Raw genomic sequence first — 22962 nt, 5'->3', positions numbered from 1 at the left:
CGCACGAAGAGTGGGCGGGCAGCGCGTGGCAGGGCCAGTTCAGCGCGTGGTCAGTGCGCGCGGAAGGCCTCCTTCAGCCACCAGGAGCCCTCCGTCGATGTGATCTTGGCGTCGACCAGCAGCGGGGTGCTTCGCGGTCCGTCCACCCAGCTGGCGACGGCCTCCAGATCGTCCTCGCCGCGCACGGTGACCCCGGTGTAGCCGAGGCCCCGGGCGAGGGCCGCGATGTCGGTGTCGGGGAACGTCACGGTGCTCAAGTCGGCGCCGTCACCGGCGAAATGGTGCACCTCGGCGCCGTACGCACGGTCGTTGTAGACGACGACCGCCATCGGCAGGCCCAGCCTGACGACGGTCTCCAGCTCCGATACGCCCATGAGCGCACCGCCGTCGCCGAGCGCGGCCACCGGAAGGCGGTCCGGTCTGGCGAGGGCGGCTCCGATCGCGGTGGCCAGGCCGAGCCCGATCGACTGGAACGCCTGCGTGAAGCAGAAGCCCTGTTCGTCCGGTACGGAGAGGAACATGGCCGGGTAGCCCATGAAGTTGCCGGAGTCGACGGCGAGCACGCGCTCGCGCGGCAGCAGTCCGTCGAGCCGGACGGACAGGGTGCGCGGATCGATGTTCCCGTCCGTGTTGCCGTCCGTGCTTCCGTTGGTGTTCCCGTCCGTCGAATCGTCCGTGTACGGCACGGTGTTCCAGGCCAGTTCGCTGCCGATGCGTGCCCGCAGCTCCTCGGAGCGGTAGCCCCGAAGGCCGTCCGCCGGCGGGTCCTCCGCGGCCGGCTGTCCGCCGCCGCCGGCGAGGAACACCGTCACCGCCGAAGCTGTCGCCGCCGTGTCGCCCACGATGCCGAGGGTGACGGGGCGGTGCGCGCCGATCGCCTCGGCGTCGAGGTCGACCTGCACCAAGGACGCGTCGGGGGCGATCAGCGCGCCGTGGCGCGTCGTCCACTTGTTCAGAGCGCAGCCCCAGCCGACGACGAGGTCGGCTCCCGAGATCAGTTCGGCGGCCAGCGGTGAGGAGAAGCCCCCAGAGACGTCCAGGGACCACGGGTCGCCGTGGAAGAGACCGCGTGCGACGGCCGACGTCGCGAGCAACGCACCGGTGGCGGCGCCGAGTTCACGTAGGGCATCCGCGGCGGGCCTTTCCCCCGCGGAGGGTCCCGGCCCGGACAGCGCGCCGCGTCCCGCGATGAATACGGGACGGCGCGATCGCATGAGCAGCCTGCCGAGCTCGGCCACCGCCTCCGCCGCGGGAGCGGGCCGGTGAAGCCGGGGCGGTTCGGGTTCGGGTTCGGTCAGCGGCAGGGGGACCTGACGGCTCTGCACGTCGACGGGGAGGTTCAGCACGACCGTGCGCCGCCCCGAGACGGCCAGCCGGCAGGCCCGTACGGTGTCGGCGACGGCCGTTTCCGGGCCGTGCACGCGCTCCGCCCGCGCGCCCACGGCGTGTGCCAACGCGTCCTGGTCGACGCGGAAGTTGGAGCGCAGGTCCGCCGCGGGTGTGTCCGCGGCCAGGACGATCAGCGGGGTACGGCTCTTGGCCGCTTCGGTGATGCCCGTCAGCGCGTTGGTCAGGCCGCAGCCCTGATGCACCGTGACGACACCGAGCTTGCCGGAGACTCTCGCGTAGGCGTCGGCCATGACCGCCGCGCCGCTCTCGTGCCGCGCCGCGACGTACCGGGCGCCCGCGGCGACCATGGCGCCGGTGACGTGGAAGTTTCCGCTGCCCACGACGCCGAACGCCCTGTCGGCACCGAGCCGGACGAGCGTACGGCCCACGGCCTCCGCGACGATCACCGGCGTCTCTCCCTTCCTCGCGCTCCGGGCGCGGCTACTTGCGCAGTGCGGGGATCAGCAGCATGGCGGCGGCTCCCAGCAGGGCGGGCGCCGCGAACGCGTAGAAGTTCGCGTCCAGTCCCCACCCGGAGGCGAGGATGAAGGCGCCGTAGATCGGCCCGAGGATGGCCCCCAGCCGCCCCACGCCGAGTGCCCAGCCGAGGCCGGTGGCCCGCATGTGGGCCGGGTAGAAGTTCGCCGTGTAGGCGTTCACCAGGATCGTCGTCCCGATCGTGCAGGCGCCCGCGATGCCCACCAGTACGAACAGCAGGAAGCTCGGCAGTTCGAAGCTCAGCAGGAAGATGCACACCGCGGCGGCGAGGAACATGCCCACCGTCACCGGTTTCGACCCGACGCGGTCGGCGAGGGCGCCGAACAGCGGAGTGCCGAGGATGGCGCCCAGGTTGAGCACGAGCAGGAAGGCCAGAGCCGATCCCAGCGGATAGCCCGCCTCCCGCATGATCTGCGCGAGCCAGGTGTTCAGGCCGTACACGAGCAGCAGCCCCACGCCGGTGCCGAGCCAGAACAGCAGCGTGCCGGCCACGTAGCGCGGGACGAACAGGGCCTTCAGCGTGGACAGTCCGCGAGGGGCGCTGTCCTGAGCCGGCGGCGGTTCCTCCAGCGTCAGGCCGTAGCGGGCGGCGAGGCTCTCGGCCTCCTCCCTGCGGCCCCGTGCGAGCAGGAAGCTCGCCGACTCGGGCAGCAGCCGCCACGCGACCGGGAGGAGCAGGACGCCCAGCACGACGCCGACCCAGAACATCGCGCGCCAGCCCAGTTGCGGGATCACGGCGATCGCCGTGAGCGCGGCCAGGATGCCGCCGACCGAATAGCCGGAGAACATCAGGCCGTTGGTACGGCTGCGGTGCCGCGGGTGTGCGTACTCGATGGTCAGCGCGATGGCGGTGGGTACGACGCCGCCGAGCCCCAGACCGGCCAGGAACCGCGCGAAACCGAAGAACTCCGGCGTCGGCGCGACCGCCGCCAGCGCCATGGCCGTCGTGAACCAGGCGACGCAGCCGAGCATGATGCGCCGGCGGCCCACGAGGTCGGTGACCGTGCCGGTCATCATGGCGCCGAAGAGCATGCCGACGAGCGCGTAGGCGCCGATGCGTCCCGTCTCGGCCTCCGACAGCTTCCACTCGGCCGAGCCGTCCAGGAGGGTGGGCACGACGGTGCCGTACACGATCAGGTCGTAGCCGTCGATGATGATCGTCGCGCAGCACAGGGCGACGACGAGGGCTCTGGAGCCGGTAGGGGCGGCAGGCTGCGGCTGCGGTGTCGTGGGGGAGGGGTCCGCGGAAGCAGGGTCAGAAGTCACGCGATCTCCGACTGGAGCGGTGCGTGCGCTCGTATGCGGCGCGCGCTGGGGACGGCATGGCCGGTGGAGGCCCTGGTGAGGCGCGTGGGGGGCCACAGGTAACCACGCACGGGCCCGGGGCGGAAGACTCCGCGTTCACCGGACCTGGCGGGGCGGGCGCCGGGTGCGGGCGGGCCCGGATCTCGCAGCGCCCCGCGTGCGGATGCGCCTGCCGGCGGTCGGTCGTACCTGTCCGTGCCTGTCCGTGCCTGTCCGTACCGGTCCGGCCCTGCCCGGCCGGCCCCGCCCGGCGCTGCGCGGTCCGGTCGTACCCGGCCCTGCCCGGCCTGGCGCGGGTCCGCCGGGTCCGCCGGTCAGTCGGGCCAGTCCGGCTTGCGCTTCTCCAGGAACGCCGCCATGCCCTCACGTGCCCCGGGCAGCCGGGAGGCCGCAGCCATCACCTCGAGTGCCAGCTGGTAGGCGTCGGCTTCGGGCCGGTCCAGCTGGGCGTAGAGAGTCTGCTTGCCGAGCGCCTTGCTCGCCCGGCTGCCCCGGGTCGCACGTGCGAGCAACTCCGCGACGGCGTCGTCGAGTTCGTCGTCGGGCACCACGCGGTTCACCAGGCCCCACCGTTCGGCTGTCGCCGCGTCGACGGCGTCGCCCGTGAGAGCCATCTCCATCAGCCGCTTCCTGCCGATGGAGCGGGCCACCGGCACGGCCGGCGTGTGGCAGAACCAGCCGCCCTGCCCGCCCGGCAGCGCGAAACCGGCGGACTCCGTGGCCACCGCCAGGTCGCAGGAGGCGACGAGCTGGCAGCCGGCGGCGGTGGCCAGACCGTGCACCCGTGCGACCACGACCTGCGGCACCGACTGGACGGTGTTCATCAGCTCGGTGCACAGCTGCAGCAGCTCGCGTACTCCCAGCAGGTCCCGGGACGAGACGTCGCCGAAGTCGTGGCCGGCGGAGAAGACCGGACCGTCCGCGGCCAGCACGATTCCGGTCGCGTCGCTCTCACCGGCCTCGGCGAACGCGTCGCGCAGCTCGGTGAGGTGTGCGGCGGTCAACGAGTTCCGGCGTCTGGCGCGGTTCATCGTGATCGTCACGGTGCCGTCGTCGCGCTTCACCAGGATGTGCTCGTAGTCAGCCACGCTTCCACCGTATCCCTCCGTGTCCCTCCGCGGCCTGGCCCGGCCGCGCCTGCCCGGCCGGGTCCGGTCCGGCGGCGTCGCTGCCGGCGGCGCTCGCGTACTGCTCTCCTCCGGGCTCTGTCCAGATGTGAGTGGTTTCCGCCCCTCGGGCTCCACGCCCTGCCCTGAGTGCGACGATGGCCAGGTCATGCATGCGGGAAGCGTTCTCAGGGCGTTGCGGGCGGGCTCGTTCGCGGCGGTCTGCGTGCTGCTCGCATCCGTGGGACACACGCTGATGTCCGGCGCTTCCGTGCCCGGCTGGATGCTGCTGCTCGCCTGGCTGGGGGCGGCGCTCCTGGGGTGGTCCCTCGCCGACCGCGAGCGCGGCCCGCTCCTCGTCGGCGCGTTGACGGTCGGTACGCAGGCGCTGCTGCACTGCGTCTTCTCGCTCGGTCAGGCGATGGCAGGCCACGGCGTTCCGAAGCATGGCCCGCTCGCCGACCGTTGGACCACGGCCCTGCTGGGTCATTCCGGCCAGTCCGGTCGCCCGGAGCCCGGTCTGCCTGCCGGTCATGGGTCGTCGCACTCCATGCACGGCGGCGGTGGCATGGAGCATCACGCGCCGTCCGCCGGTATGGACGGAATGGCGGCCGACGCGCATCACGCCCAGCACACCGGGGCGGCGCTGCCCGACCCCGGGAGCATGGACGGGATGGCGCACGGCGGCATGGCGCACGGCGGGATACCGGGCGGCACGACGGGGATGCTCGCGGCCCACCTTCTGGTGGCGCTGCTCAGCGCGTGGTGGCTGTGGGGCGGGGAGCGGGCCGTCTTCCGTGCCGTACGGGCGGCGTCGGTGCGGCTCTTCGCGCCGCTGGTGTCCGTCGTCGACGTGGTGCTGCCGGCTCCCGCCCCCGCGGTGTTCGCAGGCTGGCGGGAGCGTTCCCGTACACCACGGAAGCTGTTTCTGAGTCATGTCATCTGGCTGAGAGGTCCGCCGCGCGGCCGCGCTGTCTGACGGCAGCACGGCCCTGCGCCCCCGGCGACGACGTCCGGCTTTACCGGCCCGCCGCGCCGGAGCGCGACTTCACCGGTTCCGCCCCCATGCGGCGGCCGGACGACACGAAGGACTTCAGATGACGATGACCCCTGTCCGCGTGCGGGTGCGGTCCGCACCTGCCGCGCGGCCACTGACGACAAGAGCGGCCTGTTGCGCCTCAGCAAGCGTGCCGGCCCGGGCCTCCGGTCCCGTGCTCTTCGGGGCCGGACGGGCAGCGCTCGTCGGGGCCGGAGAGGCCCTCGGGGCGGCGCAGCCGGTCCAGCGGGCGTCCCACCGGCTCCGCGCCCGCGCCCGGTTCGCCGGCAGGCATGCGCTCGAGCTGCTCGGCCCGGTCCTGCCACCGGCGGCAGTCCGGGCATTCCGCGAGGTGTTCCCCGAGCCTCCGTTCTGTGACGCCGGGGGGCAGTGCCTCCTGGTCGAGCCGGGCGGAGAGCGCGGTGCGGGCTCGGGAGCAGTGCATGCCCCCATCCTCCCCGATCCCTGTGACAACGGGTGCGGGAGGAAACGGAATGCGTGAGGAGGTGGACGCGGAGGCGACCGCGTGGGCGCTTGCCGCCCGAGCCGGAGACGGGGAGGCGGCGCAGGAGTTCGTACGCGCGACGCAGCTCGACGTGCGCCGCTACGTCACGCACCTGAGCGGCGACGTTCAGGCGGCTGACGACCTCGTGCAGGACACCTATCTGCGTGCGCTGCGCAGCCTCCCGGGTTTCGAGGGAAGGTCCTCGGCCCGTACGTGGCTGCTGACCATCGCCCGCAGAACGGTGGCCGACCGTATCCGCACCAGTGCCTGCCGCCCGCGGCCGGCCGACACGGACGACTGGCAGACGGCGGTGGAGCGGACGCAGCCGCGCGGTCTGCCGGGGTTCGAGGAAGGGATAGCGCTGAGCGAACTGCTGGCGCTGATCGATGCGCCGCGGCGTGAGGCGTTCGTGCTCACGCAACTGCTCGGGTTGCCCTATGCCCAGGCTGCCGCGGTCATCGACTGCCCGGTGGGCACGGTGCGTTCCCGGGTGGCCCGGGCACGCGAGTCCCTCATCTCGCTGCTGGAGGAGGCGGAGGAGTCGGACCGCGCCGGAACGGGCGGCAGAGGTGCCGCCCTGGCCGGCTCGGCGGCGTGAACGGCACGGTGCCGTAACGGCACGGCGGTGGTCGCCCGGGGCGTGTTTCACGTGCCCGGGGACCACCGCCGCGTATCCGCGTCCGTCACGCCCTACCGGCCTCCCGCTTCCTCCAGCCCACCGAGCGCGGCGGGCAGATCGCCGGTGTGCAGTACGCCGAGTCGCTGCGTGGCCCGGGTCAGCGCGACGTACAGATCGCTCACCCCGTACTCGGCCGGTTCCACGACCAGCACCGTGTCGAACTCCAGCCCCTTCGCCTGCCGTGCGTCCAGCAGCACCACGTCGCGGGTGAGGTCGGGTTCGGGACCGTGCTCCGCGTCCGGAAGCTCCGCGGCGATCGAGGCGTGCAGAGCCGCCGGGGCGATGACCGCGACCCGTCCCGCCCCGTCACGGGCCTCCGCGGCCTCCCGTGCCACCGCTGCGGCGAGACCGCCCCCGGCCACCCGCAGGGCCCAGGGCCGCACTCCGGTCGACCGCACCGACTCCGGCGGCGTGAACGACGGGTCGTGTGCCCGCAGGAACCCGGCCGCGACCTCCATGATCTCGGCGGGCGTACGGTAGTTGACGCCCAGTCGTACCTGCTCCCAGCGGTCGCCGACGTACGGCTCGAGGATGCGTTCCCAGGAGCCGAGCCCGGCCGTCTCCGCCGTCTGCGCCGGGTCCCCGACGAGCGTCATCGAGCGCGTCGGGATGCGCCGCATCAGCAACCGCCAGGCCATCGCCGAGAGTTCCTGCGCCTCGTCGACGACGATGTGGCCGAACGCCCAGGTACGGTCGGCCGCCGCCCGCTCGGCCGCGCTGCGGCGGTCGGCCTCCTCGTGCCGTTCGGCCATCCGTTCGGCGTCGATGATGTCGTGCGCGGCGAGGACCTCGGACTCCTCGTCCTCGAACTCGTACGTCTCGGAGCCCCGGGACAGCTCCAGCACGCCCTGTGCGTAGGCGATCTGCTCCTGGCGTTCGGCCTCGGCCGCGGCGCGGGCCGCGCTGTCGTCCTCGCCCAGCAGCTCGGCGGCCTCGTCGAGCAGCGGCACGTCGGCCTCGGTCCACGCCCCGCCCTGCCGGCGGATCAGCCCGGCCGGCTCCTCGTCCAGGTGGACCGGCTCCGCGAGGAAGTCCGCGACGAACTCCTGCGGGGTCAGCTGCGGCCACAGCTCGTCGATGGCCGCGTGGACCCGCGGACTCGTCGCGATCTCCTTGCCCATCTGGGCGACGTCGTCGGGTTGCAGCAGGTTGGGGCCGCCGTACGGATCGGCGCCGATCCGCTCGGTCAGCTGCGCGGTCAGCTCGTCGATGACGTGGAAGGCGAAGACGGGCCTGGCCAGGTTGTGGGGCAGCTCGCTCGCGCGCGCACGGTGGCGCGCGTCCTCCGCCATGGCCCGCTCCAGGTAGAGCGTCCCGTAGTCGTCGTGGTCGATCTCCGTGGCCCACTCGGGCACGGTCTGCCGGTCGCGCAGCGCCTTCGCCAGCACACCGGCCATCGCGGCACGTCCCTTGACCTCGGCGGCGGCCGGGCTGTCGGTGCCGGTGGCCCGTACACCGGGGAAGAGTTCGCCGACGGTCGCCGGCAGCACGCCGGTCTCGCCCAGGGACGGCAGCACTTCGCCGATGTAGCTCAGGAAGGCCGGGTTGGGGCCGACGATCAGCACCGCCCTGCGGGCCAGCAACTCCCGGTGCTCGTAGAGCAGATACGCCGCCCGGTGCAGCGCGACGACGGTCTTGCCGGTGCCGGGGCCGCCCTCGACCACCATGACGCCCTGGTGGGGCGCCCGGATGATGTGGTCCTGCTCGGCCTGGATGGTCCGGACGATGTCGTGCATCCGCCCGGTGCGGGCCGCGTCCAGCGCGGCCAGCAGGACCTCGTCGGCGTCGGCGCCCTCGTGGCCGGTACGGGTCGGGTCGCTGAGGTCCATCAACTCGTCGTGGAGCGCGGTGACGGTGCGTCCTTCGGTGGTGATGTGCCGTCTGCGCCGCAGGCCCATGGGGGAGTGTCCCGTGGCGAGGTAGAAGGGACGCGCCACCTCTGCCCGCCAGTCGATCACCAGGGGTGTACGGGACGCGTCGTCCTGCCGGATTCCGATGCGCCCGATGTGGTGGGTACGGCCGTCCCGGAAGTCGAGGCGTCCGAAACAGAGCCCGTTCTCCTCCGCGTTGATCGCACTGAGCAGCCCGGACTGTTCCGCCACCAGCACATCCCGCTCGAGCCTGGCCTGGAAATTGTTCCCGGCCTGCGCGAGTGCGCCGCGTACCGACCGCTCGGCCTGCTCTCTCAGCTGATCGAGCCGGGTGTAGAGGCGGGTGATGAATTGCTGTTCCTGCCGCATTTCTTTGGTTGACAATTCTACTCCCGACGCGATATGGTGACCCTGTTGAACTTCTCCTCATGCCCCTTTTGAAGGACGCGAGTTGAGAGTCGCGAGCCGTGAAGGCATAAGGATTGAATATACGCAGAATCAAGCCCTGGATGTCAATTCATCCGGGGCTTGTTCTTTGAGGATTTCTTGAGGATTCACGCCCTGTGCGGGAGCGGCGCGCGGCAGCCCGGCCGTGACGTACCGGCGCTCCCGCCGGTACGGAGAGTGCCGAGGAGGCCACCGAGGCGAGCTGTCGGGGCAGATTCTCTGAGCCCTTGTCACATTCGGCGCCGGGCGCATTCACAAGCCCCGGTCGTTCAACGGGAAAGGAATTCCCGGAGCGGGAGCGGCATGTCTCCACCTGCCCGGAGCTGCTGTTTTGACATCCGTTCAACTCCCGTTGCATTCTCTCGGCTGGTCCCTGGGCCGAGTGCCCGCTCTTCCGAAGAGGTGTTTTTGTGAATCGGGTCACTCGCCCCGCCCTGCTTTCCATGATCTGCATATCCGCGCTGCTCGCCACGGGCTGGGGCAGCACGGCTCTGCAGGCCGCCGTCCCGGGTCAGGTTTCCGACGGGGGTTCTCCTCGGACGAACGGCGAACGAAGCGCCACTCCCGAACTCGCCGTCACCCGGGGCGGATCGGGGTCCGCCAAGGTCAGCCGCCCCTCGGCGGACGGGCGGCCGACCTCCCGCACGGAGCGGGACGTCACGCTCTCCTCCTACGACGCGAAGGCCGGCCGTGCGGTCCTGACCCACGGCGGGACCCGCGCCCCCGGAATCCGCAAGGGCGACGTGATCGCGAGCCCGCCCGCCGCCGCGGCACCCGCCGGCGCCCTCGTCAAGGTCACGCGGGTGCGTTCCGAGAGCGCCGGGAGGACCGAAGTCGCCACCGCCCCCGCGAAGTTGGCGGACGTGCTCGGCAGCTCGAAGGCCGAGGGGAAGATCCCGGTGGCGCCCTCCGCGTGGGACGTGACCCCGCAGCTCAAGAGTCTCGACGTGACGCGCGGCATCGCGGGGCGCGCGCAGGAGAGCTCCCCCCGGGGCATCGGCGGCGGAGCCGACGGCAGGAAGCTGCGCATCGAATTCGGCACCGAACTACCCATGTTCGGGGGGAAGCCCGGGCTGGAGCGCGAGACGAAGGTCGGCGGCTTCCTGGAGATGGCCCCCTCGGTCGGGTTCTCCTACGACGGCAAGGGCTCCGCCGACCCCGCGGACGCGTCCGCCTCGGTGAACGTCTCCGGTCCCTGGAAGGCAGGCTGGCGGATCAAGGGTCCCGTCAAGCTCCCTCGTACCGCGCCGCGCATCCCCATCGCCACGCTCGCCGCGTATCCCGTGGTCATGGTCGGCACGGTCCCCGTGGTCGTCGCCCTGAAGCTCAGCCTCGTCCTGGAGGTGCGCGCCGACGGCACGTTGAACGTCGACGTCGACCAGACCTCGGGCGGCTCGATGAAGGTCGGCACGCGGCACACCGAAGCAGCGGGGTGGAAGCCCGACAGGCACGCCGACGGCAAGACCCGTACGGGCGGAACCGCAAAGGTCTCCGGCAACGGCGAACTGCGCACGATGCTCGGCCCGGAGGCAAGCATCAGCCTCTACGACACCGTGGGCGTGGACGCGTTCTTCGGCCCGTACCTGCGCGCGAAGGCCCGGCAGCCCGAGCCGGCGTCCACGGTCGGCGAGAAGCGCGGCGGTACCTGGAAACTGAACGGCGGGGTCACCCTGGAGACCTCGCTCTTCGCGGGGCTGCCCTTCACGGTCATCGGAATCCGGCCGCAGGACCGCGTCGTCTTCCCGGTCGTCACCCGTGAGTGGCCGATCGCCGACGGCCGGATTCCGCCCGGCGCCTGACACTTGTCGGCCCGTTTCCCCGTAGCCCTGATGTCCCACGCCGTCCGACGCGACAATGGGAAAGCCGGGACGGCACAGGGGACTTGAGGGGGAAGGCATGCTGCCGGAGGCGTTGACGACGTTGGCGGGCACGGGTGCGGGGGCCTTGGTCGCGGCCATGGCGACGGATGTCTGGCAGGGGGCCCGGGGAGCGGTGGTGCGGCTGTACCGGCGCGGGGGCGAGGAACAACAGGCCGCTGTGGAGGGACAGTTGCACCATCACGACCTGATCGTGCAACGGGCGGACGACCCCGACCAGGCCAGGCAGCTGCTGTTGGGGCAGTGGCAGCGGGACTTCGCCCGGTTGCTGGACGATCACCCCGATGCGGCAGCCGAGTTGAGCGACCTGGTCGAGCAGATCCGGCGCGAGCTTCCGCAGGGGCGGGACCAGTGGGTGCAGACGAACATCGCGCGTGACCAGGGCACGGTGTACGGAGTGCAGGGCGGGAACGTCAATCACTACCACCAAGGGCTGCCTCCAGCGCCCGGCTCCAACGGCGGGGACGGCCAGTAGCGGTGGCGCCCGACTCCGCTGAGGAACGGGCGGGTTACGTGCAGGAAGTACGTGCCGAGGCCGGCTACGCCTATGGTGCGATGGGTGCGGACATCCACGTCTTCGGTGACGGCACGCCCGTGTATCTGCTGTTCGAGCGCGCACAGGTCACCGCTCCGGACTCCGCATGGCTGAGGGCCCAGCCCAGCCGGATGCTCGACGCACGCGCGGAGGTCGTCGGTTTCACCGGCCGTGAAGCGGAACTGCGGGCGCTGGTGGACTGGCGTGACGCGGAGGGCGCATTCGCGGTGCGCTGGCTGCATGGCGAGGGCGGCCAGGGGAAGACACGGCTCGCCACGGAGCTGGCCGCCGATGCACAGCGGGCGGGGTGGAAGGTGGTGGATGCCGTCCACGGCACGGACACCCATCCACCGGCCGAGGACAGCCAGGATCTCCGTCTCGACGGTTGCGCGGGGGTACTGGTTCTCGTCGACTACGCCGACCGGTGGCCCGTCACGCATCTGAGCTGGCTGTTCCATAACCGGCTGCTGCGGCACCGGGTTCCGGCCCGGGTCCTGCTGCTTGCACGCTCGGCCGGCGGCTGGCCGGCCGTCCGCGGCCGGCTCAACCGGCTCCGCGCGGGCGTCGACACCTCTGATCAGCATCTGCCGCCCTTGCCGGGCACCGGTACCGAGCGGGCGCAGCTGTTCGGTGCCGCCCGTGACAGCTTCGTGCGCCACTACCCTCAAGTGGAAAGGCCGGAGGCGACCGGACCGCCGGGGGCGCTGACCCAGCCGGACTTCGGGCTGACGCTGGCCGTGCTGATGGCCGCCCTGGTCGCCGTGGACGCTACGGCCAACGGCCGCCGGGCGCCGGGCGACATGGTCGGTCTGACCACGTATCTGCTGGACCGCGAACACGAGAACTGGCAGCAGCTGTACGAGAACTCCAGCGTGGGGCTCGACTACGGAACACCGTCCGAGGTGATGAAGCGCCTGGTGTTCACCGCCGGCCTCACCGGCCTCACCAGCCGGCCGGCCGCCGAAGCGCTCTTACGGAGCCTGCTGCCCGGCCTGCCGGCCGGGGAGCTGCTCGCGGATCACGCCGTCTGCTATCCGCCTCCCGGACCGGCGGGTGCCGGTGTGCTCCAGCCGCTGCTGCCCGACCGGCTCGCGGAGGACTACGTGGCACTCACCCTGCCCGGCAGCCCTGTCACCGCATACGCCACGGACAGCTGGGCTGCCACGGGCTGCGCCACGCTGCTGGCCCGCGATCGGGACGGCGTCGCGCCGACGTGGATCGCGCGTACGGTCACCTTCCTTGCCGCCGCCGCTGACCGGTGGCCGCATGTAGGCCATCGGCATCTCTACCCGGCGCTGGACCGTGACCCCGATCTGGCGGCCGCCGCCGGGAGCGCGGCTCTGGTGCACCTGGCCCAGGTCGAGGACGTGGACATGGCGATGCTGGAGGCGGTCGACGGCACGCTGAACAGCCGTACAGGAGATGCCGGCCACGCCGACCTGGATGTCGGAGCGGCGGCGACGTGCGAGCGGGTCACCCGGCACCAGCTGGTCACGGTCTCCGAACCCGGCCCGCGGATACGGCTGCTGAGCAGGCTGGGGCTGCGCCTGGCGTACGCGGGACGGCAGATGGATGCGCTCAACCCCTTGGAGGAGGCGGTGCAGACCGGCCGGCACCGAATGGCCGAGGGTGACCCCGACGTCATGCCGGGGCAGGCCGTCGCCCTGAACCGCCTCAGTCGCGTGGCGGCCGAACTGGGCATGACCGTGGAGGCGTTCCGCTTGGCCGCCGAGGCGGGCAGCATCGGGAAAGCGCTGGTCGGACACGATCCCGAAACTCACCTGCCCGCCCTCGCCGAGACCCTCTCGGGCGCCAGTGACCTGGCGGAGGCGCTGGGCCGGCCGGAGCTGGCCCTGGACCTCGCCGAGGAAGCCGTCGCCACCCATCGGCTCTTCCTGCGGACCGGCACCGGCACCGACTCCGCGCCTCTGCTGCACCGGCTTGCCGGGGCGTTGAGCATCCAGGGAGCACGGCTCCGCGAGCTCGGACGCTTCCTGGAAGCGGCGCAACCCACCATGGACGCGCTGGCGATCCACCGGAAGCTCGTGGAGTACAAACCGGCCGCCCATCTGGCCGACTTCGCACATTCCCTTCGTGATTTCGGCATCACGCAGTCCCAACTGGACAGGCGGGAGGGCGCGGCCGAATCCTTCGAGCACGCGTCAACCGTGCTGCGCCGCCTGGTCGAGCGCAATCCGGCCGCTCACCTGTCCGACCTGGCCGACGTCCTCGGCAGGCTCGGCAGCGAGCTTGCGGCACAAGGCCGTACGGGCGACGCGCTGAGCGTGACCGAGGAGGCGGTCGCGATCCACCGGCGGGAGGCGGAAGGCTCCTTGTCCCACACCGCCGGCCTCGCTGACGCCCTGCGTCTGCTCGGCCTCCGGCTGGCCGAATCGGACCGCACGGTGCAGGCCGCCGACGCGGCCACGGAGGCGATCACACTCCGCTGGGGGCTGGCGCGCACCAACCCGGTGGTCCATTCCCCCGCCCTGGCTGAGGACTTGGCCACCCACGGGCGTCTTCTGAGGCGTCTGGGGCGGTCCACGGAAGCGGAGAGCGTCCTGCGGCAGGCGGTGGACATTCAGCGCCTGGCGTGCGAACACGATCCGGGCCGGCAGCGGCCTCCGCTCGCCGGAATCCTGGACGAACTGGCAAATGCGCTCACTGACTTGGGCCGGGCGGACGAGGCCCGGACCGCCACCCAGGAGGCCACCGGAATCCGGCGGGACAACGCCCGGCGTTCTGTGCCCCGCCCGTCTGCCGCCGCTGCCTCCTCCGGCCTGGCCGGCTCCGGCTCACGGGAGCCGTCGAACCCGGCCGGAGGAACGATCGACGCCTCGGTGGCGCTGGAGACCGCCATCAGCACCAGCCGCCGGCTGGCGGAGGAGCACCCGAGCAGGCATCTTCCCGTGCTCGCCTGCGCTCTGAGCAACCTTGCCCAGCACCATTTCTCCGCCGGCCGGCCCGACGCGGCAGTCGAACCGGTGCGGGAGGCCACCGAGATGTACCGGCGGCTGGCCCAGGAGGACAGCGGGTACGTGCCGTTGCTCGCGCAGACACTGAACGGCCTGGGCTCCGCGCTGTACGCGCTGGACCGCTACGAGCCGGCCCTGGTTCCCATCGAGGAGGCCGGGACGATCTACCGCGGGCTCGCCGAGACCGACCCCGGCACGTACAAGGCGAACCTCGCCTCGTCGCTGGGGCGGATCGGCCTGATACTCGACAAGCTCGGCTTCGCCGACCGAGCGCGGAAGGCGCTGCTGGAATCGGCGGCACTGCGCAGATCGTTGCCGCCCGGCGAGGTGCCGGCTCCCTGAGGGCGTCTCCCGTGAAACAACGCGAGCGCGGAACCTTTGCGGAAGCCGGCACTTCGAGGACCCCGTGGTGCAGGGCCTCCCGCTTCAGCCCGTGCTCGCCAGCAGACCGGCGAAGCGAGTGACCGTCAGGTCGCCCAGATACGGGCCGATGATCTGGACCGCGAGCGGCAGGCCGTCGGAGGTGAAGCCCAGCGGGACGGTCGCGGCGGGCAGCTGCACCGGACCGGCCAGGTTCAGCCAGGTCGTCTGGTCCCAGTACGCGCGGCGCTCGCCGTCCACGATGATGTACCGCTCGGGCACGGGGAGTTCGGTCTGGTCCGGTGGGGCTGCCGTCGGGGCGGCGGGTGTGACGAGCACGTCGACGTCGCGGAAGTACGCGGCCCACTGCTGCCGCACGCGCCGGCGTTCGTCGTCGGCGAGCAGCCAGTCCCGGTGCCGGATCGTACGGGCCCGCAGGAACTGCGCCCCCGGTGACTGCTCACCGGGCGTCAGGGCACCGGCGGCCTGCACCTCCGCGGCGAAGGCGTCCGCGGAAGCGGAGGCCGACGTGGCGGAGAACATCAGGGTGCGGAAGAGGCGGTCGGACTCGGCCATGTCGACCGGCCTGGTGGTGGCCTCGATGCTCGCTCCCGCGTTCTGCAGGCGCTTGGCGACGCCTTCGAGCAGCTCACGGGTCGCCGCGTCCACGCTGCAGTACGGGTCGTCCGCCCACAGGCCGACCCTGAACTCGCCCAGATTGCCGTGGCGCGCGGCGGGGAGCGTCAGCTGCCAGCCGGCGCTGTCCTCCGGCGAAGGCCCCGCCAGCACCCCGAGAGCGAGTTCGAGATCGGCCGAACTGCGCGCGAGAGGACCGATGCTGAGCATGTCCGATGTCGCCAGCCAGCCGGGAGGCCGGGGGATGTGCCCCCTCGCGGGGACCACGCCGTAGCTGGGACGCAGCGAGTGGACACCGCAGTAGTGGGCGGGCAGCCGCAGCGAACCGGCCAGGTCGCTGCCGATGTCCAGAGGGCTCAGACGAGCCGCGACGGCCGCGGCCGGGCCGCCGGAGGAACCACCGGCCGTCCGCTGCGGGTCGTGCGGGTTCGGCGTCGTACCGAAGAGCGGATTGCCGGTCTGGATGTCCTGGCACATCGACGGTGTGTTGGTCTTGCCGATGATCACCGCGCCGGCCTGCCGCAGCCGGACCACGGCGTCGGCGTCCCGGTCCGGCACGTGCCCTTCCAGCTCGGCGGCGCCGCACGCGGTGCGCAGGCCTTCGGTCTCCAGCGAGTCCTTGACGGTGACGGGCAGCCCGAGCAGCGGACCGCCGGAGCCGCCACGCGAACGCTGCTCGTCCGCCCGGGCCGCCGCGTCCAGGGCGCCTTCGCGGTCGAGCGTCACCACCGCGTTGTGTTCGGGGTGGCGTGCGACGCGCTCCAGGTGGGCTTCCGTGAGCTCCCGGCTGGAGACCTCCCCCCGGTCGAGGGCGCGGAGTTGGCCGAGAGCCGTGTCGTGCGTCAGGTCCATGAAGGTGCGTTTTCCCCTCTTGCGGGTGCGGTCTCGAAGTGGGTGGCCATACGCAGCAGAGCCCGGACGTCGTCGTCCGGTGTGCGCACTTCCTCCCGTGTGTGTGCGTCGGCGTACTCCACCGGGTTCTGCGCCGTCTCCTCGCGCGCGGACGCGGTCAGCGCCGCGCGGATCTGGTCGGCGGTGACGGCGGATACCAGGTCGGCACCGGTGAGGCCGGCATCCCGCCGGTGCCGCTCGGAGGCATCCTTCACGGCCGCCTCCAGGAAGGGCTGCAGGGCCCATTGGCCGTCCCGGATCTCCACCGCCCGCCGGTAGAGATGCCAGGTGATGGCACGGACGCGCATCCGTGAACCCCGGACGGTACGGGTGGAGTTCAGGGCGATGGTGGGGACGGCCTCGTGCACCGCCTCCCACAGGGGTGCGAGACGCCGGTAGTCCCGCTGGGCGCGGAGCCAGGCACGTACGTGCGGAACGGCGTGCAGGGCCAGCGTCGGCACGAAGAAGCCGACCAGGGAGAGAGTGGTGCCGCCGTCGGCGCACAGCCAGGCGAACTCCTCGGCTGCGGGCGAGGGTTGGGGAAGCCCGGACAGCACGGCGACGACGTAGGCCAGCCGGACGGCGCTGTAGCCGAACGTCACGACCGCGCCCACTCCCACGATGCGCAGTCCGCGGGCGATCCAGATCTCGTCCGTACGGCGGGCGGCCCTCCAGCAGCCCACCGCGAGCACCGTCTCACCGACCGTGTAGGCCACGATGTACAGCGTCAGGTACGCCTGATAGGCGCCCGTGTGCACGTAGTTGACGGTGAAGCCCTGAGGAGTCGACCGGCCGGTCGGCGTGAGCTGGAAGAAGATCACCGCCAGCGCCGCGATGACGACCGCTCCGAGGGCCAGGCACAGCCGGGTCCGCCTGCGGGCCCGCTCCTGCGGCAGCGCCCAGTGGGCGAGCACGACGGGTTGCAGGGCGAGGAGGGCGACCACCGAGCCGAAGGCCGCGAGGATGCCTGTGGAGGGGCGTCCCGTCGCCTCGTCGAGTGCTCTCCAGACGGGTTCGAGCGACACCAGGAACGAGAGCGCCGAGAACCCGTAGACACCGGCGAGAGCCGCCAGCGCACGGTCTCTGACGAGGCGCCGGGGCGGCCAGAGAAGCAGCAGCAGACCGGTGACGGCCAGCGTGAGACATATGGGATGGAGCAGCTGTTGCACGGTTACCTCTGCCTCCTGCGGCGCAGCAGGGTCTCAGCGATGCGGTCGTCGCCGCCGATGTCAGGGCCCGGGTGGTGGATGTGCCGTTGCAGGTGTGAGGCGATCAGTTCGGCTTCCCTCTCGTCATGGAACTCGTAGTCGCTGCGGCCCAGCATCATCTTCACCACACCCGGATCGAGAGTGGTGACGAGACGGTCCGTCACCGGGTTCACGTCGCCAAGTGCCCGGCCCCCCTGGTGATTTCGCAGGATGTGAGCCGCCTCGTGCGCGATGATGTGGTCCTGGTGGGCACGGCTGGTCTCTTCGTTGACGAAGATGTAGTCGATGCCCTCCGCCGTGCGTATCCACATCCCGCACAGGCCGTCTCCGCTGTTCAGCGGCGCGGGTTCCAGCCGTATCGACCGGCCCGAACGTGACTCGATCGCGGGCAGCAGCTCGCGGATGCTCTCCGCCGGTGGGAGACCGAGGTCACGCACGAAGCGGCGGCATTCCCGCCGCAGGCTGCGCCGGCGTATCAAGCGGTGTCCCCCTCGCCCGAACCGGAATCCAAGCCTTCCTTCTCCCTTATGTGCTCGATGGTGGCGAGGACTTGCTCCACGCTCTGCGGCGACAGCCCTGCCGCACGGGCCGCCACGCGCTGCACGCCGCTGTCGCGGATGCGCCGGATGATCTCCAGCTCCTCGGAGACCTTCAGGGCCGTGCCCTCGTCGAAGAAATACGCGACCGGGACGCCGAAGAACTCGGCAAGCCCCTCAAGGTGCCGACGGGTCGGGTTGTCGCGCCGTCCGGTGCGCAACTGCCACAGGTAGACGTGGGAGAGCGTCGGTCCGCCGCGTTCCCGGAGCAGAGCGGCGACCTCCTGGTTCGTGTACGGGCCACGGTCAGGGGGGTGCACCATCTCGAAGAGCCTGTTCAGACGCTCACTGAAAGCATCCGCCGGCATACGACCTCCCGGGTGCCGAGATTAACGTGAGTTGACACTGTGAAGCAGGGCGTGCCATGTTGACGTCCTGCGATTAACTGAGGTTAATCGAGGCCTGGTTGGCCGTGCACCGCAGGAACACTACCGACGCCGTCCGTCCGGTGCCGCACCGCCCGGCGGCCCAGGGGGGAGCCGAGCGCACGACGCTCGTGATGCAGAGCCAAGGCCGCCCAGGCCAGCAGGACCCGGAGCACCGCCCGCACGGCCACGGGCCCCGCGCGGGGATGTACGGACCCCGCGCTCCACAGCGGGCTGCCGGGACTCCGCGGACCACGGGGGAGTCCGCGGAGTCCCCGGCAGCGCCCCGCTTGCGGCGCGGGCTTCTCAGGCCGACGTCCCGTGCGGGCTTCCCGTATCGGCTGTGCCCTTCTCGGCGACGCCGAAGGCGGCGACCTTGCGGACGGCGATGATCGCGACCGTCAGCAGGATGCCGCCCCAGGACAGGTCACCCGCGAGGCGCATCAGGCCGGCCGCCATGAGGAAGTCCAGCAGCAGCGGCAGGGCGACACGGATCGTGCGCGTGGCGGCGTAGGCCGCCAGGAAGGACACCACGCCCGCTGCGGTGATCAGCAGCGCGGCCGCCTCGATCGCCGCCCTCACCCGACGGCGCCCTGCGCCCGTCCGGGTCCGGCTCCCGCGTCCCGCTGTGGCTCTCCTTCAGCCTCGCGTTCGAGTTCGGCACGTTCATGGGCGATCTCACGGCCCAGGAAGTAGTTCAGCGCCGTCCGGATCGCGGCGATGGCGGCGAGCTGTCCGATCTCGGTGAAACTGGGCGCCACCGCGGTACGCAGCACATCGCCCGCCAACTGGAATTCGAGCCCCAGCACGAGAAACCTGCCCAGCGTCAGCCGGATCCGGTTGAAGCCCTTCACATGGCCCCTGCCACGCACCACGGTCACGATGAAACGGACGAACGCCCAGACCGCTCCCACAAAGATGATCAACGCGCCGGCGGTCTCCACCACCTGTACAAGGACCCCGATCGCCTCACGCAGATCCGACTCCGGCAATACCTCCCACGACAGGACCATGCATCGCGGATACCCGCCCGCCGCAGCCCGCTCCACCGAACGCCTGCCAGGCCCTTCCAATGGCAGACACCCGGCAACGGAGGCCGGGCACCGGGCGCCGGCCGTCCCGTTCCGGGTTCGGGGAGTGCCCGTACGCCGAGAGGTCAGCCGTCCCGTACGGGGCCGCTCGACCCCCTGGTGACGAGCCGGATGCTGAGCATCTCCTCCTTGGCGGGCCCCCCTTGCACGAGGTCGAGCAGCAGCCGCCCGGCGGCTGTGCCCTTCTCCACCAGCGGCTGCTGAACGGTCGTGAGCGGCGGGTCCGAGGCCGCCGCCTCGGGGATGTCGTCGAAGCCGGTGACCGTCAGATCGCCGGGCACGGAAAGCCCCCGTGCCCGGGCGGCGCGCAGTGCGCCGAGCGCCAGTTGGTCGGTGAGGCCGAGGAGGGCCGTGGGCCGGGGCTCGCTGTCCAGCAGCATGTGTGCGCCGGCCTCCCCTTCCTCGGGTGTGTTGCCGCGTTCCTGGGTGGTGATCGAGACATCCGGGACGGGGCCTTGGAGGAGCGCGTCGCGGATACCGCTGAAGCGTTCCTTGAAGATGCGGAAGGTGCTGGCCGCGAGCCTCTCGTCGCTGACCGGGCCCACGTAGTCGTCCGGGAGGAGCCGCGGGGTCAGGATGCCGACGTGGTGGTGTCCCAGCGCGGTGACGTGCTCGCCGATCAGACGCCCGCCGTGCCGGTCGTCGACGCCCACGAACGCGGTGCCGCGGATGCGCGGCTGGTCCACGAAGACGGTCGGCAACTGCCGTTCGAGTACGGCGTTCACCGCCTCGTGGTCCTCCGGCATCGAGTAGATGCACATGGAGTCGACCACCGCCTGCCGCAGCGTGCCGGCGATGTCGGCGTCCGGCGGTGACGGGAGCAGCAGCAGGCCGGCGTTCGCGCTCTCGCACTCGCGGGCCACGGCGCCGAGGAAGAGCACCGCGGCCGGATCGGAGAACGCGTAGGACAGCGGCTCGGTGAACAGGAGGCCGACCACGCCCGACCGGCCCAGCCGGAGCCGCCGGGCCGCCGGGTCGGGGCCCGGATAGCCGAGCCGGCGCGCCGCGTCGAGGATCTGCTCGCGCAGCTCGGGGCTGAGCCTCTCCGGCCGGTTGTAGGCGTTGGACACCGTGGCCCGGGAGACCCCGGTCATGTCCGCGACCGTCTGCAGCGTTACCCGTGAGCCGCCGCCGGCTCCTCTTGTGCGCATGTGGTGAGTGCTTACTACGAGGTGGGAGCCAGCCGGTCGGCCAGCGAGTGCAGGGCGCAGGCGAGCCGGAAGCGCATGCTCCGTCGCTTCTTGCGGGCAACGGACTTGCGGCTGCCGGGAGTTGGGTCCTCCTGCGTCGGGGCGTGCGGCAGCGCCGAGTGCGCGACGTCTTCCACGGCGCTCCGTACGAAAGAACCAGCCATGGAGTCGAACATAGCGCTTCCCCTTCGGTCGGGTTCAGTCGAGTTGTATCAATCGATTTACTAGATCGGTACACTTGTAGCCCTCGTGGCCCGGCCCTGTCAAACCGTATTCGTGCCATGAACACCCTATGTGCGGCACCGTGCACGGCCCCTTGACGCTCCGGCACAGTGCGCTATATCAATTTAGTAGATCGATTAACTGACTGGTTATGGCTGCTGCGGCAGCGGAGAGAGGAGCGTTCCGGATGACGTGGACACGGGCAGGCGAACTCGGCCGTCTCGGCGGCGAGTTGCTGCCCCTCGGCATGGGCTGCTGGGCGATCGGCGGCCCCTGGACCTTCGACGGCGCGTCCGCCGGCTGGGGAGACGTGGACGACGAGGAGTCCGTACGCGCCGTACGCACCGCCGTCGAGTCGGGCGTGACCCTGTTCGACACGGCGGACGTCTACGGCTGCGGGCACAGTGAACGTGTCCTCGGCAGGGCGCTCGCCCCGGTGCGGGACGACGTACTGATCGCCACCAAGGGCGGGTTGCTGTTCGACGAGGAGTCGCGCTCGGGCAGCGGTGCGGACGCCGCTCCCCGGTATCTCCGCGAGGCGGTGCGCGGCAGCCTCCGGCGGCTGGGCACCGACCGCGTTGACGTGTACCAGCTGCACGCCGGGGCGGACACCCCGCAGCAGGCGGAGGACGTGGTCGCCGTCTTCGAGGAGCTGGTGGCCGAGGGCGTGATCCGGGCGTACGGCACCAGCATCGACGACCCCGCGATCGTCGAGGTGTTCGCCGCGGGTGAGCACTGCGCCACCGCCCAGCACGAGTGCAACGTCTTCGGGGTGGACGACAGGGTCCTGGACGTCTGCCGTGCGTCCGGGGTGACGAGCCTGGGCCGGAGCCCGCTGGCCATGGGGCTGCTGACGGGCAAGTACAGCTCTCCCGGTGAGCTGGCGGAGAGCGACGTGCGGCGGGTGACCCCGCACTGGGACTACTTCAAGCCCGGCGCGATGGACGGCTGGCTGGACCGGCTCGCGCGGGTCCGCGAGGTCCTCACCAGTGAGGGGCGTTCGCTCGCCCAGGGCGCGCTGGCCTGGGTGTGGGCGCGCAGCGGGATCACCGTCCCGATCCCCGGGTTCCGTACGGCCGAGCAGGTGCGCGAGAACGCCGCGGCCCTCGGTTCCGGTCCGCTCGGCGAGCCCCAGCTCGCCCAGATCGACAAGCTCCTGGGCAGGTGACGGCGCGCCGGGCGGCGGGTGCGGGAACGCAACGACGTCGTCGGCATCGTGAACGCAGGAGGCCCGCGAGGCAGTTCGGCACGCGGACCGGCTGCCCGGCCGGCGACCTGGGGCCGGCTGACCATGGGGGTTGTGCCGGATCTGGATGCCGAAGCCCCGGACCTTGATCACAGGCTGGGGTCGCCCTTGCCAAACCCATCGAATATCGATAGATTCCCATCGTAGCTCGATGGAGGGGGAGGCATGGGAAAGCTGACAGTGCGTGCGCTGCGCGTCGTGATCGTGGCGCTGTTCAGCGGCTCGGCGTTCGTACAGGCGCTGATGGTGGCGCTGCTGGCCACCGGCTCGGAGGACGGGGAGCTCGCGCACCTGCGCGTCCCGATCGCCCTGATCATGGTTCTCGGCATCGTGACGGCCCAGGTCGTCATGGTCTGCGTGTGGCGGCTGGTGACGATGGCGCAACGCGGCACGGTCTTCTCCCACGCCGCCTTCCAGTACGTGCACATCGTGATCGGCGCGTTCGTGGCCGCCGCCCTCCTGGTGTTCACGCTCGCGGCCGTCCTGGCCCCGGGCGAGGCGGTCCCCCCGGGCGCGATCCTCATCATGGGCGGGGTCGGCGTGGCCGTCCTGGGGGTCGCACTCATCGTGCTCGTACTGCGGATGCTGCTCGCTCAGGCCGTCGCGCGCGACGCTGAAGCGGCACAGATGCAGGCCGAGTTGGAAGAAGTGATCTGATGCCGATCGCCGTCGACATCGACGTGATGATGGCCAAGCGCAAGATGTCCGTGGGCGAGCTCGCCGAGCGCGTCGGGATCACACCCGCCAACCTGGCGGTCCTCAAGAACGGCCGCGCCAAGGCCGTGCGCTTCGCGACTCTCGCCGCGCTCTGCGAGGCGCTCGACTGCCAGCCGGGAGATCTGCTGCGCTGGGAGCCCGAGGACGCGGCGGACGGCCAAGACGCATCCGGTGCCACGCGCCCCGGTGCCACGCAGGGGGTGCACCCATGACCGAC

The 22962-nt window shown here is 71.5% G+C and carries 21 protein-coding genes; 8 read left to right on the top strand and 13 right to left on the bottom strand.

What is annotated here, in order from left to right; genetic code table 11:
- Positions 1–50: 50 nt before the first annotated feature.
- The 3 genes from AN215_RS08495 to AN215_RS08485 form a co-directional block, all read right to left on the bottom strand.
- Entirely contained in the window at positions 51–1796 is a 1746-nt protein-coding gene (locus AN215_RS08495; protein ID WP_070013195.1) for a thiamine pyrophosphate-binding protein, read from the bottom strand.
- A gap of 34 nt (positions 1797–1830) precedes the next feature.
- On the bottom strand, positions 1831–3153 hold the full coding sequence (locus AN215_RS08490) for an MFS transporter (RefSeq protein ID WP_079122819.1): 1323 nt from the start codon (positions 3151–3153) through the stop codon (positions 1831–1833).
- Positions 3154–3506: 353 nt separating this feature from the next.
- Complete coding sequence (locus AN215_RS08485) at positions 3507–4280, bottom strand: enoyl-CoA hydratase-related protein (RefSeq protein WP_070013196.1); 774 nt, start codon at positions 4278–4280, stop codon at positions 3507–3509.
- A 187-nt stretch (positions 4281–4467) separates the two neighbouring features.
- Here AN215_RS08485 and AN215_RS08480 point away from each other — a divergent pair, with 187 nt between their 5' ends.
- Positions 4468–5277, top strand: coding sequence for a hypothetical protein (locus AN215_RS08480; RefSeq protein ID WP_070013197.1), 810 nt, complete (start codon positions 4468–4470; stop codon positions 5275–5277).
- Between the two features lie 199 nt (positions 5278–5476).
- Here the strand turns inward: AN215_RS08480 and AN215_RS08475 are convergent, their stop codons facing one another.
- The gene (locus AN215_RS08475) at positions 5477–5779 is read right to left on the bottom strand and encodes a zf-HC2 domain-containing protein (RefSeq protein ID WP_070013198.1); all 303 of its coding nucleotides are present in this window, start codon (positions 5777–5779) and stop codon (positions 5477–5479) included.
- A gap of 49 nt (positions 5780–5828) precedes the next feature.
- On the opposite strand from AN215_RS08475, the gene AN215_RS08470 reads away from it, so the two are divergent.
- Positions 5829–6437 (top strand): sigma-70 family RNA polymerase sigma factor, encoded by a 609-nt coding sequence (locus AN215_RS08470; RefSeq protein ID WP_070013199.1) that lies wholly within the window; start codon positions 5829–5831, stop codon positions 6435–6437.
- A 92-nt stretch (positions 6438–6529) separates the two neighbouring features.
- Here AN215_RS08470 and AN215_RS08465 read toward each other — a convergent pair whose 3' ends face one another.
- On the bottom strand, positions 6530–8758 hold the full coding sequence (locus AN215_RS08465; protein WP_070013200.1) for a HelD family protein: 2229 nt from the start codon (positions 8756–8758) through the stop codon (positions 6530–6532).
- Between the two features lie 521 nt (positions 8759–9279).
- Here AN215_RS08465 and AN215_RS08460 point away from each other — a divergent pair.
- The 3 genes from AN215_RS08460 to AN215_RS08450 all read left to right on the top strand — a co-directional run bounded on the left by AN215_RS08460 (position 9280) and on the right by AN215_RS08450 (position 14565).
- On the top strand, positions 9280–10635 hold the full coding sequence (locus tag AN215_RS08460) for a hypothetical protein (RefSeq protein ID WP_070013201.1): 1356 nt from the start codon (positions 9280–9282) through the stop codon (positions 10633–10635).
- A 97-nt stretch (positions 10636–10732) separates the two neighbouring features.
- A complete protein-coding gene (locus tag AN215_RS08455) occupies positions 10733–11188 on the top strand; it encodes a hypothetical protein (protein WP_079122818.1) in 456 nt (151 codons plus the stop codon).
- 38 nt (positions 11189–11226) lie between these two features.
- Entirely contained in the window at positions 11227–14565 is a 3339-nt protein-coding gene (locus tag AN215_RS08450) for a tetratricopeptide repeat protein (protein ID WP_139140700.1), read from the top strand.
- A gap of 84 nt (positions 14566–14649) precedes the next feature.
- Here the strand turns inward: AN215_RS08450 and AN215_RS08445 are convergent, their stop codons facing one another.
- The 8 genes from AN215_RS08445 to AN215_RS08410 form a co-directional block, all read right to left on the bottom strand.
- On the bottom strand, positions 14650–16071 hold the full coding sequence (locus AN215_RS08445) for an amidase (protein WP_070013203.1): 1422 nt from the start codon (positions 16069–16071) through the stop codon (positions 14650–14652).
- A complete protein-coding gene (locus AN215_RS08440) occupies positions 16062–17279 on the bottom strand; it encodes an MAB_1171c family putative transporter (RefSeq protein ID WP_070013204.1) in 1218 nt (405 codons plus the stop codon). Before AN215_RS08440 ends, AN215_RS08445 begins: the two co-directional genes overlap by 10 nt.
- Before the next feature lie 2 nt (positions 17280–17281).
- Positions 17282–17755, bottom strand: a complete 474-nt coding sequence (locus tag AN215_RS08435; protein ID WP_070013205.1) for a M78 family metallopeptidase domain-containing protein — start codon at positions 17753–17755, stop codon at positions 17282–17284.
- Positions 17756–17793: 38 nt separating this feature from the next.
- Entirely contained in the window at positions 17794–18177 is a 384-nt protein-coding gene (locus AN215_RS08430) for a helix-turn-helix domain-containing protein (protein WP_245694343.1), read from the bottom strand.
- Between the two features lie 408 nt (positions 18178–18585).
- Positions 18586–18861 (bottom strand): hypothetical protein, encoded by a 276-nt coding sequence (locus AN215_RS08425; RefSeq protein WP_070013207.1) that lies wholly within the window; start codon positions 18859–18861, stop codon positions 18586–18588.
- Positions 18858–19292: a DUF1622 domain-containing protein gene (locus AN215_RS08420; RefSeq protein WP_070013208.1), complete on the bottom strand. Its 435-nt coding sequence runs from the start codon at positions 19290–19292 to the stop codon at positions 18858–18860. Before AN215_RS08420 ends, AN215_RS08425 begins: the two co-directional genes overlap by 4 nt.
- Positions 19293–19435: 143 nt before the next feature.
- Entirely contained in the window at positions 19436–20521 is a 1086-nt protein-coding gene (locus tag AN215_RS08415; RefSeq protein ID WP_070013209.1) for a LacI family DNA-binding transcriptional regulator, read from the bottom strand.
- Between the two features lie 14 nt (positions 20522–20535).
- The gene (locus AN215_RS08410) at positions 20536–20724 is read right to left on the bottom strand and encodes a hypothetical protein (protein ID WP_139140699.1); all 189 of its coding nucleotides are present in this window, start codon (positions 20722–20724) and stop codon (positions 20536–20538) included.
- A gap of 245 nt (positions 20725–20969) precedes the next feature.
- Here AN215_RS08410 and AN215_RS08405 point away from each other — a divergent pair, with 245 nt between their 5' ends.
- The 3 genes from AN215_RS08405 to AN215_RS08395 all read left to right on the top strand — a co-directional run bounded on the left by AN215_RS08405 (position 20970) and on the right by AN215_RS08395 (position 22957).
- Positions 20970–21950 carry an aldo/keto reductase gene (locus tag AN215_RS08405; protein WP_070013211.1) on the top strand — a complete coding sequence of 327 codons (981 nt, stop codon included), beginning with the start codon at positions 20970–20972 and terminating at the stop codon, positions 21948–21950.
- A 243-nt stretch (positions 21951–22193) separates the two neighbouring features.
- Complete coding sequence (locus AN215_RS08400) at positions 22194–22685, top strand: DUF2975 domain-containing protein (RefSeq protein WP_070013212.1); 492 nt, start codon at positions 22194–22196, stop codon at positions 22683–22685.
- Positions 22685–22957, top strand: a complete 273-nt coding sequence (locus AN215_RS08395; protein ID WP_070013213.1) for a helix-turn-helix domain-containing protein — start codon at positions 22685–22687, stop codon at positions 22955–22957. Before AN215_RS08400 ends, AN215_RS08395 begins: the two co-directional genes overlap by 1 nt.
- Positions 22958–22962: the final 5 nt, after the last annotated feature.

It is taken from the genome of Streptomyces abyssalis, assembly GCF_001751365.1.
Classification (GTDB): Bacteria; Actinomycetota; Actinomycetes; order Streptomycetales; family Streptomycetaceae; genus Streptomyces; species Streptomyces abyssalis.
Note: the sequence above shows the minus strand (reverse complement) of the source record. Positions and strands in the feature narration are given on the sequence as shown.

Coding starts and splice junctions, on each gene's coding strand:
- AN215_RS08480 (WP_070013197.1), top strand. CDS start 4,468: ATGCATGCGGGAAGCGTTCTCAGGGCGTTGCGGGCGGGCTCGTTCGCG.
- AN215_RS08475 (WP_070013198.1), bottom strand. CDS start 5,779: ATGCACTGCTCCCGAGCCCGCACCGCGCTCTCCGCCCGGCTCGACCAG.
- AN215_RS08470 (WP_070013199.1), top strand. CDS start 5,829: ATGCGTGAGGAGGTGGACGCGGAGGCGACCGCGTGGGCGCTTGCCGCC.
- AN215_RS08465 (WP_070013200.1), bottom strand. CDS start 8,758: ATGCGGCAGGAACAGCAATTCATCACCCGCCTCTACACCCGGCTCGAT.
- AN215_RS08460 (WP_070013201.1), top strand. CDS start 9,280: ATGATCTGCATATCCGCGCTGCTCGCCACGGGCTGGGGCAGCACGGCT.
- AN215_RS08455 (WP_079122818.1), top strand. CDS start 10,733: ATGCTGCCGGAGGCGTTGACGACGTTGGCGGGCACGGGTGCGGGGGCC.
- AN215_RS08445 (WP_070013203.1), bottom strand. CDS start 16,071: ATGGACCTGACGCACGACACGGCTCTCGGCCAACTCCGCGCCCTCGAC.
- AN215_RS08430 (WP_245694343.1), bottom strand. CDS start 18,177: ATGGTGCACCCCCCTGACCGTGGCCCGTACACGAACCAGGAGGTCGCC.
- AN215_RS08420 (WP_070013208.1), bottom strand. CDS start 19,292: ATGGTCCTGTCGTGGGAGGTATTGCCGGAGTCGGATCTGCGTGAGGCG.
- AN215_RS08415 (WP_070013209.1), bottom strand. CDS start 20,521: ATGCGCACAAGAGGAGCCGGCGGCGGCTCACGGGTAACGCTGCAGACG.
- AN215_RS08410 (WP_139140699.1), bottom strand. CDS start 20,724: ATGGCTGGTTCTTTCGTACGGAGCGCCGTGGAAGACGTCGCGCACTCG.
- AN215_RS08405 (WP_070013211.1), top strand. CDS start 20,970: ATGACGTGGACACGGGCAGGCGAACTCGGCCGTCTCGGCGGCGAGTTG.
- AN215_RS08400 (WP_070013212.1), top strand. CDS start 22,194: ATGGGAAAGCTGACAGTGCGTGCGCTGCGCGTCGTGATCGTGGCGCTG.
- AN215_RS08395 (WP_070013213.1), top strand. CDS start 22,685: ATGCCGATCGCCGTCGACATCGACGTGATGATGGCCAAGCGCAAGATG.